Genomic DNA, 13130 nt, shown 5'->3' on the forward strand with positions numbered 1-13130 from the left:
GGGGAAAGGGGAAGGGGGAAAGGTTTCAAATACATGCTTTACCCCTTAGCCTTTTCCCAGACGACAAGGGAAGTTCATACTGCTTATCCGAACCGTATTGAGACGCTGGGGACTTCCAACCCACATAGAGTCAAAACCGGGTTTATTAGTGAAATATATTCTCAGGTTTTAGCAGACCAATAGTAAGCTGCTAATGACAATGCACCGACAACTAAACCCCAAAAAGCTGACCCGATGCCGAATAATGTAACACCAGATGCTGTTACAAGAAATGTAATGAGGGCAGACTCGCGTTCCCCCTCATGACTTACCGCGGTTGCAAGACTATTTCCGATAGTACTTAAAAGAGCCAGTCCAGCGATCGCATGGACAAGTTCTTTAGGGAAGGCTGCTAAAAGTTCACTTACAGTAGCACCAAACAATCCAATGATGATATAAAAGATACCCGCGGCGATAGATGCTACATAACGCTTTGTCGGATCTTCATGTGCTTCTCGCCCCATACAAATAGCAGCTGTGATGGCTGCCAAATTCAAAGCAAATGCACCGAAAGGTGCCAAAACGAAGGTTGTAGCTCCTGTCCAACCAATTAATGGGGATATTGGTACTGAGTAACCTGATGCACGGATTACTGCTACTCCAGGCACGTTTTGTGAGGCCATGGTAACTACAAATAAAGGTAATGCCACCCCAATAAGTGTAGGAATTGAAAACTGCGGTGCTGTAAAAACAGGCTTTGCTATTTGTAAGCTGACTACGTCTAAATGTAGCAATCCTTGTACTTCTGCAATAAATATACCTATGATGAAGGTAAAAATAACAGCATAGCGCGGCCGTATACGTCGTGTAATTAAGTATATACATAACATCGCGAATGTCATCACGAATTGCGTCTTCATCGCAATAAAAGTATCGAGTCCGAAACGCAGTAATACACCAGCCAGCATCCCCGAAGCGATGGACATTGGAATTCGGTCAATTATGCGCTCGAACCAGGCACTAAAGCCACAAAGTGTGATTAACCCCCCTGAAATCAGAAAGGCTCCGATGGCCTCCGCCATTGGTACCCCAGATGCAGTAGTAATTAACATAGCTGCACCTGGTGTAGACCATGCTGTCACTATCGGAACGCGGTAACGCAGGGATAATACAATGCACGTAATACCCATACCTAATCCGAGTACACACATCCATGAGCTAATTTGATTAGGTGAGGCATGAAGAGTTTCAGCTGCTTGGAAAACAATAACAGCAGAACTAGTAAAGCCCACTAGTACAGTGATGAACCCTGCTATTACCGCAGAAATAGAAAAATCTTTAAATAAAACCATGCATGTACCTAAGCTCGATATTAACTAATCTTAAAAGTAATGAGAAAACTTGCTTACTTACTTTGATTAATTTTATGCTTATTAAGAAAAATTTGAGCAGCGATCGCCTTTACTGATTTAATTTTATTAGGAGCGATCGCTACTTATTAACAGGGGTTTAAAAAACTAATGAAAATAGAAGTTATTAAAATAGATGAATTGCTAATTCATGAACATCATTTAGACATAATATACAGTGCAGATAAATTTAAGTTTTCCACCAAAGTTTTCTATCACGATATATCTTTTTCTGTACTTCAAGAAAAATATTCTCAACAATTAATCGAACGCATTGCTGCTCATATTGCCTTATTTGAAGGCATGAAATTATGTTCATTATTGCCTAAATACTATGATATTTCTAGAATTGCTGAATATTTAGCAAAGCCAGTTTTAGAGTTATTTATCAAAATATATCAAGGCGTATTTGCTCAGCATTGGTATGAAAATCAAATTACCGATTATCAGCAACCAGAAATTATCTATTCACAGTCGAGTTTAGCAGCAAGTAATCCTGTTCCCATATTAGGAGATAACTCTACCATCCTCGCTGGTTGTGGCGGAGGCAAAGATAGTATTCTCGCCATGAAAATCTTAGAAGAATCAGGTATTGCTTTTGCCTCAATGCAATATTCTCATAGTGTTTATGGTAAAGCTGATATTCAGCATAATTTAATTAGTAAAGTCTTACAACACGTTCATCCAGTTAAAAATTATAAAATTTCGATTTACGATGATTTTATTGACTATTCTTTTCTGCAATTATATTTCCCCGAAAATTCAGGAATAACCGCACCCGAAACTCCCGTTTCTATCTTTGAATCTTTATTTATCATGCTCGATGGCGGATATAATTACTTATCTTTAGCTCATGAAAAAAGTGCCAATACTGGAAATTTGTTTTGGGAAGATTTAGGTAGAGAAGTTAACCATCAATGGGGTAAAGGTTTTGAAGCTGAACAAATTTTAGACATATTTATTCGAGAAAATCTCTTATCTAATTTCAAATATTTCAGTCTCTTACAACCCATCTACGACTATCGCATCTTTAAAAACTTTAGTAAATATCCCGAAGTTCTATCAAAAATCCATTCCTGTAATATTCAAAAGCCTTGGTGTAAAAAATGTCCGAAATGCGCCTATGTTTGGTTAGGCTTAATGGCTTTTTTCAAACAGGATATTGTGGATGCAGTTTTTCAAGCAAATTTATTTGATGATGCAGATTTAGTACCTATTTTTCGAGAAATGCTTGGCTTGTCCCAACATACACCTTTTGAATGTATTGGCGAAATTGATGAAAGTCGTTTGATGATGAAAAAATGTTTCGAGAAAAACTTATCGGGTAAAGCCTTGGATATATTTGCTCAAGAAATTTTGTCAGACACTGCAATTGATTGGCAAAAAATAGAGCAAAAATATAACTATGTTTACGACAAAGAACATGCCATTCCCAATTGGATATTCGAGCAAATTCAGGAAAAACTATGAGCGATTCATAACATTAATGGGTAGCAAATGTCATTTCCATTTTAGTCTAAAAAATAAAATATAAGTCTTACGTTCCCATTTCATTTATCAGTTTCTTAGACTTCAGCCAATCGCTAACAACTTGTTCAACAGGAACAGATTGATTATCCACTTGATAATTCATCTTTTGAATTTCTTCAGTTGAAATTAAACCAGCTAGTTGACTAACAGCGGCTCTTAGTTCTGGATATTTTTTCAGTGTTACTTGATTGAACACAGGGATAGCTTCATAGGGAGGAAAATATCGCTTGTCATCTTCCAAAATGACTAACTTAAGAACAGGAATCAAGGCATCAGTAGAATTGGCTGCAATGATATCTACTTTTTTTTCTGCTAAGGATTTATACATTAATCCTAACTCCATTTGTTGAGGAGGATTACTAAACTTGAAACCATAAGTCTTAGCTAAACCTGGGTAGCCATCTTCTCGTGCGATAAATTCATATCCAAATCCGGCTCGCCATTGGGGAGTATATTTAGCTGCTTGAGAAAGAGTTTTGATTTGCAAACGTTTAGCATCTTCACCTCGAATAATCATAGCGTAGGTACTGTTTACTCCCAACGGTTGCATGACTTCTAATTTAAATTTCTGGTCGTAGTCTTGTTTAACTTTTTGATAGACTATTTGCGGATTATTAATAGGTTTTTGTTTTAAAATAGATGTAAAACTCGTGCCAGTGTATTCTACATATCCAGCAATTTGACCTGCTTTTACAGCTTCATGACAGATAAAAGTTCCGCCTAAATTTAAGCGTCTATCAACCCTTAATTTAGTATGAGATTCAATTTGTTGAGCCAGTAATTCTCCTAAAATAACTTGCTCAGTGAAATTTTTAGAGCCAATAATAATTGTTGGTGGTGTCAGCCAATAAGTAAAGCCAATTAATCCTCCAATCAGTAACGTTACTATAGCTAAATAAATGGCATTTTTCCGATTAAAACTCAAATTTTTTTCTCTTTGCTGCGTCAGGTTTTTTTCTAACCATCCCAAACTCAAATCTGCACTCAACGCAATCAAAGTTGCAGGTATCGCTCCAGCTAAAATTAACTGATTATTCAGGGTAGCAATCCCTCGAAAAATAAACACCCCTAAACCGCCGCCGCCAATTGCTGATGCAATGGTAGCAATTCCCACAGAAATAACTGTTGCAACCCTAACTCCTGCCAAAATTACGCCTAAAGCTAAGGGAATTTCTACTTGAAATAGTAATTGGCGGTCTGTCATTCCCATACCTCGTCCTGCTTCTCTAATTGCCGGCTCAACACCATTAATACCGATATAAGTGTTGCGAATTACTGGGAGCAAAGCATAAAGAATTAAGGCAACAATAGCAGGAATTTTGCCGATTCCTCCCAGAAATGGTACCCAAATCAAAAAGCCAAAAATAGCTAAACTGGGAATAGTTTGAATAGCATTACTTACACCGATAATAGGTTGAGCGAGTTTCGGTTGGCGAGTAATGAAAATACCTAAAGGTATTCCAATGGATACCGCCACCACCATTGCAATTACAACTAATATTAAATGTTCTCCGGTGCGGAGGATAATTTCTAGCACATATCGGTTAGAAAACAAAGTTATCTCCCAGTAAAATTTAGTTATTTAAACTAATTATATGTATTAACTGTGTTTATGCTTGACTTTTGAATGTTAGGAGTATGTTAACGCAAAACTTTTCGGTCTACGGTTGACTGGCATTTAGAATTATTTTACTGTTACCTCAGTTAAGTCGGCATCAAAATTTGTAGTTTAAATAAGTGAATAGACAATCAGCAAGTTAGTAATAGGCAAGAGTTTTAGCTTTATTATTTTTCTTTACATAGTTTTGTTTTATTGTGCGGATTTACTTTCTCGCTGACAGAATTTTTGTGACTATAGGATTTTTTTTAGTTAAAAATCTTAAATATTGCATAACAAATGATACAATTTGGTTGGAATTAATTTTAGTTGCAACATCGAAAAAACATGAAATTGCGAAAGTCATATGACTACAACTTCCCCAACTAAAAATGGATTTATAGAAATATTATTGAATCAAATGGTTTGATGCAAATTGGAAATACATTGCGTTTCAAAGGATTAATACTGCTTATCCTTGTTAATGTAATTAGTGCTACAACTTTTCCACTGATTAAAGACATCGTTAGCAGCCTTTCACCAAGTACATTAATTGCTACACGTTTTGTCATAGCAGCTGCGGTTTTAGCAGTAAATTTACGTAATTTTAACCCAGTTTTATTTCGTGATGGTACAGTACTGGGGCTTTTCCTGTTCTTGTTCTTAGCTATAGAAACAATTGCACTCAAGACTATACCAGCAAACCGGGCTGCATTCATTGGCAGTTTGAACGCACTCATAGTCCCGTTGCTCGCATGGCTAAGTGGTCAGCGCGTACCGTTGAGAGCTTTTCTAGCTGCTGGAGTAGCTGTGATTGGTATTGGTGTGATGTTTTGGGAAGGAGGAGAACTAGGAATTGGCGATGTATTGATGTTCGTTGATGCTTTTATCTATGCAGGTTACATCATTTTCCTAGACCGAGTTGCGCCCCGTCACTCCACCTTGACACTCACCAGTGTTCAACTTTTGTTCATTGCGGCGCTAGGGTTACTTTGGAATAACACGCAAATTTTTCACCAATTTGAGGTCATTCAGCAGCACTGGGGAGTGATTCTGTACTTAGGGCTGTTGGCGACGGCTGCTGTCATCTGGCTTCAAACATTAGCACAACAATGGGTTTCAGCGGAAGAAACGGCTTTACTTTATACACTTGAGCCATTGTTCGCTACAATTTTCTCGTTTTGGCTACTTGGAGAGCATTTGGGAATACGCGGTTTAATTGGCGCGATTCTTGTCTTAGTTGCTCTGGTTCTCAGTCAAAGTCCTGAAAAGATTGAACCGGAAGCAAAAGTCGAGGTACAGAGCAGTTAACAGACTTGTACCTCGAAAATGAAATTTAACTAATATCATGTCCGGTTAATTCAATTCAATAAAAAAATGTTTGCTCGTAGTGTACCCCTACGGGGAAGCAAGCTACGCGTAGCGTCTCGCAGAGAGGACTTTAGTCCTAGCTTTGAGGACTGAAGTCCTCACTACAAACTTTTTATTATGGATGATTTGGCGGACATCATATAAGACGCTGTTTGAAACTTAGAAGCCAAAAAAAATTTAAATCTAGTGATTTTTTATCTATGAGTACAATAGAGTCGATTTTAGCTGCAAAGCTCAATTCTCATGTGACTATTCAGGAAACAGCAAAAGGACGAGGAGTATTTGCTAGAAAGAAATTTGTCAAAGGGGAAACCGTCGTGGTGGGTATTCCAATTGAAGAAGTTTCCCAACGAACAATTTATTCATTTCAGATGGATTTTAATTTGCATGTCAACTTAGATGAGCCTGCTGTAGTCATTAACCATTCTTGCTATGGAAATACTGGTGTCAAGAACAATCAGTTTGGGGGATATGACTTCGTTGCTTTGTGCGATATCAAAGCAGGTGAAGAAATTACCTGGGACTACGAAACCACTGAATATGAATCAATTGCTGTCTTGGAGTGTTTGTGCAAATCTCCATACTGTAGAGGGAAAACATTAGGATTCAAATTCCGGGAACAAATATTGCGCGATCGCTATGGAGAATACATTGCAGATTATCTCAAAACCAAAAGAAAATAATGTTTGGTAATGCATCTGTGCTGTACATTAAATCACATCTGTAGGTAATTTCAAAATCATTGTAGAGAGAGACGTTGCAATGCAACGTCTCTACATTCTGGTTAGGCTTTTTTCAACCAGCTAAACATGGCGCGTAAATCTTTGCCAACTTCCTCAATTTTGTGTTCGGCTTCTTTGCGACGCAAGGCGGTAAATCCTGGTTTACCAGATTGGTTTTCTAGAACAAATTCCCGTGCAAATTGCCCAGATTGAATTTCGCTGAGAATTTTCTGCATTTCGGCTTTGGTTTGTTCGGTGACAACCCGCGGCCCGCGGGTATAATCGCCGTATTCAGCAGTATTAGAAATGCTGTCGCGCATTTTGGCTAAACCACCTTCTACAACCAAGTCAACAATTAATTTGACTTCATGCAGACATTCAAAATAAGCCAATTCTGGTTGATAACCAGCTTCTACCAAAGTTTCAAATCCGGCTTTAATTAAAGCACTCAAACCACCGCACAATACTGCTTGTTCGCCAAATAAATCGGTTTCAGTTTCTTCGCGGAAAGTAGTTTCCAGAACCCCAGCGCGAGTCCCGCCGATACCTTTAGCGTATGCCATTGCGCGATCGCGTGCCTGACCAGTGGCATCTTGATACACTGCAAACAGCGCTGGTACGCCTTCCCCATTTTCATAAGTGCGGCGTACCAAATGCCCAGGCCCTTTGGGTGCTACCATCACCACATCTACATTCGCTGGTGGTACAACTTGCCCAAAATGAATATTAAAACCGTGGGCAAAGGCTAACACATTACCTTCTTCTAAATTCGGTTCAATCTCGTTTTTGTAAATCGTTTTTTGGACTTCATCAGGTAACAAAATCATAATGAAGTCAGCAGCATTAGCCGCATCAGCAACATTTTTCACAGTTAACCCGGCTGCTTCGGCTTTGGCCACTGACTTACTGCCCGGATATAGTCCCACAATCACATTCAAACCACTATCTTTTAAATTGAGAGCGTGGGCATGACCTTGGGAACCATAGCCAATGATAGCAATAGTTTTTCCAGCCAAAAGGTCTAAATTGGCATCTTCGTCGTAATACATCCGGGCCATAGAAGCATCTCCTGTCAGCAAGCATCATTAATTGGCAGGTTTATGATTGTACCTTAAATTGAGTAGCTAAAAACTAGCGATTCGGGATTGGTGATTGGGAGTTGAGAAAGTTTTCTCTAGGGGACTTGTAAGTAAAAAAATATTCCATAGAAGATTGTTGACTGTTGACGGTTCACAGTTAACAGTTAACACTCAACGGTCAACACTTTTACCGGAATAATTTATTTTTTGGAATTCTCTAGTCGCGAGTTCCTTTGTTTTTCAACTTACATAACACCTGAGAGATTGTCAGTAAATCTACATAATTAATATTTTTTTGTATTTTTATGAAATAAAAGTTACTTTGTTAACAAAAAGTTTCTTTTCCAGTGTCCACATATACATCTGGAGTTTTAATTAACTAACTTATTGAGTAAATGTAAAAAACAACACAAAATTTCTGATGACAGTTTTGATACAAATTTGTTAAGAATAGTTACAGCACTGGTCAAACAGAGAAATATTTCTTATGGTAAACTCACTTGACAAGAAACCAACCCATCAAGTTGTCATTGTTGGTGGTGGTTTTGGAGGACTTTATGCAGCAAAAACACTTTCTAAGGCAGCAGTAAATGTTACTTTAATTGATAAACGTAACTTTCATTTATTTCAACCCCTGCTTTACCAAGTAGCTACAGGTGCTTTGTCTCCGGCTGATATTTCATCGCCGTTGCGTTCTGTACTGAGTAAAAGCAAGAATACAAAAGTGCTGTTGGGAGAAGTGAATAATATCGATCCAGAAGCACAAAAAGTAATTGTGGGGGACGAAGCAATACCTTACGACACATTGATTGTGGCTACGGGTGCGAAGCATTCCTATTTTGGCAAAGACAACTGGGAAGAATTCGCTCCCGGCTTGAAAACTGTAGAAGATGCTATAGAAATGCGTCGCCGGATTTTTATGGCATTTGAAGCGGCGGAAAAAGAAACCGACCCAGAAAAACGCCGTGCTTGGTTAACTTTTGTGATTGTTGGGGGCGGCCCTACTGGTGTAGAATTGGCGGGAGCGATCGCCGAATTGGCAAACCAAACCCTCAAAGAAGATTTCCGCAACATCGACACCTCAGAAGCCCAAATTTTGCTCTTAGAAGGATTGGATCGAATTCTGCCACCATTTGCACCAGAGTTGTCACAAGAAGCCGAAGCATCTCTGAGAAACTTGGGAGTGGTTGTCCAAACAAAAACATTAGTAACCAATATTGAAAATGATATTGTTACCCTCAAACAAGGGGATGAAGTCAAAGAAATTGCCTCAAAAACGATATTATGGGCAGCAGGTGTGAAAGCTTCGGCAATGGGAAAAGTGCTAACAGAACGCACAGCTGTTGAATGCGATCGCGCTGGACGCGTTATCGTCGAACCAGACTTGAGTATTAAAGGATATCCGAATATTTTTGTTATTGGGGACTTGGCGAATTTTTCTCATCAAAATGGCAAGCCATTACCCGGTGTTGCTCCTGTAGCAACGCAACAAGGAGAATATGTTGCCCAACTAATTCAACAGCGTCTAGCAGGTAAAACCTTGCCAGCCTTTGCTTATGTAGATCGCGGTAGTTTAGCGATGATTGGGCAAAATTCAGCTGTGGTGGATTTGGGTTTCTTCAAGCTCAAAGGATTCTTTGCTTGGGTATTTTGGCTATTAATTCACATTTATTTCTTAATTGAATTTGACAACAAATTAGTAGTGATGATTCAGTGGGCGTGGAATTATTTCACCCGTAATCGTGGAGCTAGATTAATTACAGGCCAAGAATCAGCCATACACTTAGGAATTGGCGATCGCCACACTTACGACGGATCAGAAGCTAACAAACAGCCAGTAAATGTGTAACCAATAAGGTTCTGTTCAGGTTTTTTGATTAAAATTCTAAATTCCAAAGCGATAAATCGGCGTCTCTACGAAAAAATGATTATTGTAGAGACGCCGATTTATCGCGTCTGTTGCCTTAACCCTACTTACCTGAAGCTTAAAGTCTTGCTCCACAGCAGTTTTACCCCAGCCCTCAATCCCCTCCCCGCAAGCTCTGAGGGGAGGTTTTGGCTTTAGACAAAACCGGGGTGGGGTGACTGTGGATTAGTTAGTAATTGAATAAGTTTGCTCTAACGTCATTACAAGGGTTTTACGTCAAGTTGACACCAATGGTAAAGCCTACGCCCCTACGAATGATTTCGGGCAACGCAGAATTAAGTAAGTCGGTGAAATAAAACCAAACTATGTAAAGAAAAGTAAATAAGGCTCAAACTCTTTCTCCCCCTGCTCCCTGCTCCCTGCCCCCTGCCTTATCCCAACAATAATTATTTACATCGGCCTACTTAATATTGGAGATGTCTAATTTTCCTTATTGATATATAAAGTGGTTGCAACCCTTTGATGGATCGGCAGATACAGGTTAGGATAATCCATCAATTAGAGGAATATCTCGAAGCAAAGCGCGATTAAGCGCATCGCAACACAAAAAATGGCCTAAATTCTAGTTTGGGCGGGTTATTTGGGGAGGTTGCCACTCTACTATTTTTGTTTTTTAGTTAGAGAAAATTTTCGACTCACTAAATTAAGTTATCGAGCCTTGAATAAGCTACTCTTTACAGGTAAATCTTTTAAATTTATGGCTTTTGTCCTGCCGCTAGTGATGTGGTGGGGATACAAAGAAGTACAAAACCTATTTGTACAGCCGCAAGCCGTTATAGTTTTGGGTGGTTCAACGAGACGTTTAGAGCGAGAAAAGTTTACCGCAGAATTTGTCCGTAAGCATCCAGACATCCCAATCTGGATTACAGGAGGTAGCCCAGCAAAGTATACACAACGAGTATTTACTAAAGCTGGTGTCGATCCTAAACGCTTACACTTGGACTATGAAGCAGTGGATACAGTTACCAATTTTACAACTTTGGTAGATGATTTGCAAGCTCGTGGGATCAAGAGTGTTTATTTGATTACTTCTGACTTTCATATGCGTCGGGCTTGCGTCATCGGCGAAATTATTTTAGGTAGCCGTGGTATTTATTTAAAACCAGTGCCAGTTCCCTCAGAAAGTCCTCCTGAATCTATTGAAAAATCCATTCGAGATGGTGCAAGAGCCATACTTTGGTTAGCAACTGGTTACACTGGTGTCGATGCAGCTAAAAGGAAACACTAAATATAATTCGGGAAAAAAACGCCCCAACTTTCCCCACAATTTGATACCCTAGCTTAAACAGATTTGAGAAAAGTTAAAGCGTGGAAATTCAACTTGGGCGGGGAAAAACAGCTCGCAGAGCTTACGGAATAGATGAAATTGCTCTAGTCCCCGGTAACAGAACACTAGACCCCAGTTTGGCAGATACTAAATGGCGTATTGGCAATATTGAGCGAGAAATCCCAATAATTGCTAGTGCAATGGATGGCGTAGTAGATGTTGGTATGGCTGTGCGTTTGTCGCAGTTAGGAGCATTAGGTGTCCTCAACTTAGAAGGCATTCAAACTCGCTATCCTGACCCAAACCCAATATTAGATCGTATTGCCTCCGTGGGAAAAGATGAATTCGTTACCCTGATGCAAGAACTCTATGCCGAACCAATAAAACCGGAATTAATAGAAAAACGTATTCAGGAAATTAAACAACAAGGTGGCATTGCTGCTGTGAGTGCAACTCCAGCCGGAGCCAGCAAATATGGTGAGGCAGTGGCAAAAGCTGGGGCAGATTTATTTTTTGTCCAGGCTACAGTAGTTTCTACAGCGCATTTGTCACCAGAGTCGTTAATACCACTTGATTTAGCAGAATTTTGTCGTTCAATGCCTATTCCCGTGGTGTTGGGGAATTGTGTAACTTACGAAGTCACTTTAAATTTGTTAAAAGCTGGAGCCGCTGGGGTACTAGTGGGAATTGGCCCTGGTGCGGCTTGTACATCTCGTGGAGTGTTGGGTGTGGGTGTGCCACAAGCCACTGCGATCGCTGATTGTGCTGCGGCACGAGATGATTATTACAAGGAAACTGGTAACTATATCCCCGTCATTGCTGATGGTGGTTTAATCACCGGTGGCGACATTTGCAAATGTATCGCCTGTGGTGCTGATGGTGTGATGATTGGCTCACCCTTTGCCAGAGCCGCCGAAGCCCCAGGACGAGGTTATCATTGGGGCATGGCAACTCCCAGCCCAGTTTTACCACGTGGCACTCGCATTCGCGTTGCCACCACTGGCAGCCTAGAGCAAATACTCATTGGCCCAGCAGTGCTAGATGATGGCACTCACAACCTTTTAGGAGCCTTAAAGACAAGCATGGGCACCTTAGGAGCGAAAAATATCAAAGAAATGCAGCAAGTAGAAGTTGTGATTGCTCCCTCGCTATTAACCGAAGGCAAAGTTTACCAAAAAGCTCAGCAATTAGGAATGGGCAAATAGAATTGGGACATGGGGCATGGGACATGGGGAGACTTGTACTGAGCGGAGCCGAAGTATGGGGAGATGGGGAGATAAGGGAGTGTGAGCAGGGGGAAAATAACTCCTAACTCCTAACTCCTAACTCCTAACTCCTAACTCCTAATCCCTAATCCCCAACAAATTATTAAATAAATTTTTCCAGGCCCCTAAACAATTCCTGGAAAAATCCTATCTGTCGCCTACAATAGAAATAGCGGAGACGCATGTTTCCGTTCACTCCTCACACCACACTCCGCCCGGACTACTGTTCGGGCGGTTCCTTATGTTTATGAATAAATTCTAAAGCTTCTTTGCAAATGTACATCCTCTACTCCGAAGCAATGTTTTTGCTATGGTAGAATTTTCACGAAGCTCAGATATATTTGGCGAAGGTTTTAGGCATGTCAGCAGCCGCACAAGTTACAGATTCTACTTTTAAGCAAGAAGTTCTCGACAGCGATGTACCCGTTTTAGTTGACTTTTGGGCACCCTGGTGCGGACCATGCCGTATGGTAGCTCCTGTTGTCGATGAAATCTCTGAACAGTACAAAGGTCAAATCAAAGTTGTCAAAGTCAACACGGATGAAAATCCTAATGTTGCTAGTCAGTACGGCATCCGCAGTATTCCAACATTAATGATTTTTAAGGGTGGACAAAAAGTGGATATGGTGGTTGGCGCTGTGCCTAAAACTACATTAGCTACCACTCTTGAAAAGTATCTTTGAAACTCAATTGGCAAAAAAATCCTCCTGAGTTATATATGTTGTTGTAACTTTAAGTTAATTTTTGCAAACAAGTTTGAAAGACTAAAGTTCCTAGTCTTTCAAACTTGTTTATATTTTTAGGGAATTTAAGCATGTTTTAATATTTTCAGCAGTTTGCTAGCTGAAAAACAACACCCAAAAATGCTGGGTGAGGTCTGGGGAAGGGGAAGGTGGGGCCCCCACGAAGTGGGGATAAGGGGCAGGGGTAAAGGGTAAGGGATTTAAAACCTTTCCCCTTTCCCCTTTCCCCTTTACCCTTTAA

10 protein-coding genes are annotated in these 13130 nt (G+C 40.0%); 7 read left to right on the forward strand and 3 right to left on the reverse strand.

The window, feature by feature from the left end; genetic code table 11:
* Positions 1 to 161 precede the first annotated feature (161 nt).
* The gene (locus GNE10_RS22315) at positions 162 to 1331 is read right to left on the reverse strand and encodes a benzoate/H(+) symporter BenE family transporter (protein ID WP_185567043.1); all 1170 of its coding nucleotides are present in this window, start codon (positions 1329 to 1331) and stop codon (positions 162 to 164) included.
* 168 nt (positions 1332 to 1499) lie between these two features.
* Here GNE10_RS22315 and GNE10_RS22320 point away from each other — a divergent pair, with 168 nt between their 5' ends.
* Entirely contained in the window at positions 1500 to 2858 is a 1359-nt protein-coding gene (locus GNE10_RS22320) for a hypothetical protein (RefSeq protein ID WP_185567044.1), read from the forward strand.
* A gap of 67 nt (positions 2859 to 2925) precedes the next feature.
* On the opposite strand, the gene GNE10_RS22325 is transcribed toward GNE10_RS22320, so the two are convergent.
* A complete protein-coding gene (locus tag GNE10_RS22325; RefSeq protein ID WP_185567045.1) occupies positions 2926 to 4473 on the reverse strand; it encodes a glycine betaine ABC transporter substrate-binding protein in 1548 nt (515 codons plus the stop codon).
* A 471-nt stretch (positions 4474 to 4944) separates the two neighbouring features.
* On the opposite strand from GNE10_RS22325, the gene GNE10_RS22330 reads away from it, so the two are divergent.
* Positions 4945 to 5826: a DMT family transporter gene (locus GNE10_RS22330; RefSeq protein WP_185567046.1), complete on the forward strand. Its 882-nt coding sequence runs from the start codon at positions 4945 to 4947 to the stop codon at positions 5824 to 5826.
* A 260-nt stretch (positions 5827 to 6086) separates the two neighbouring features.
* On the forward strand, positions 6087 to 6569 hold the full coding sequence (locus tag GNE10_RS22335; protein WP_185567047.1) for an SET domain-containing protein: 483 nt from the start codon (positions 6087 to 6089) through the stop codon (positions 6567 to 6569).
* 101 nt (positions 6570 to 6670) lie between these two features.
* Here GNE10_RS22335 and ilvC read toward each other — a convergent pair whose 3' ends face one another.
* Positions 6671 to 7666: a ketol-acid reductoisomerase gene (ilvC, locus tag GNE10_RS22340; protein WP_099072660.1), complete on the reverse strand. Its 996-nt coding sequence runs from the start codon at positions 7664 to 7666 to the stop codon at positions 6671 to 6673.
* A 508-nt stretch (positions 7667 to 8174) separates the two neighbouring features.
* Here ilvC and GNE10_RS22345 point away from each other — a divergent pair.
* The 4 genes from GNE10_RS22345 (at position 8175) to trxA (ending at position 12829) form a co-directional block, all read left to right on the forward strand.
* Complete coding sequence (locus tag GNE10_RS22345; protein WP_185567048.1) at positions 8175 to 9536, forward strand: NAD(P)/FAD-dependent oxidoreductase; 1362 nt, start codon at positions 8175 to 8177, stop codon at positions 9534 to 9536.
* A gap of 775 nt (positions 9537 to 10311) precedes the next feature.
* Positions 10312 to 10842, forward strand: a complete 531-nt coding sequence (locus tag GNE10_RS22350; RefSeq protein WP_185567049.1) for a YdcF family protein — start codon at positions 10312 to 10314, stop codon at positions 10840 to 10842.
* Between the two features lie 80 nt (positions 10843 to 10922).
* A complete protein-coding gene (locus GNE10_RS22355; RefSeq protein ID WP_099073212.1) occupies positions 10923 to 12086 on the forward strand; it encodes a GuaB3 family IMP dehydrogenase-related protein in 1164 nt (387 codons plus the stop codon).
* A gap of 419 nt (positions 12087 to 12505) precedes the next feature.
* A complete protein-coding gene (gene trxA, locus GNE10_RS22360) occupies positions 12506 to 12829 on the forward strand; it encodes a thioredoxin (RefSeq protein ID WP_099072817.1) in 324 nt (107 codons plus the stop codon).
* Positions 12830 to 13130: the final 301 nt, after the last annotated feature.

This window comes from Nostoc sp. 2RC (assembly GCF_014222165.1).
GTDB lineage: Bacteria > Cyanobacteriota > Cyanobacteriia > Cyanobacteriales > Nostocaceae > Nostoc > Nostoc linckia.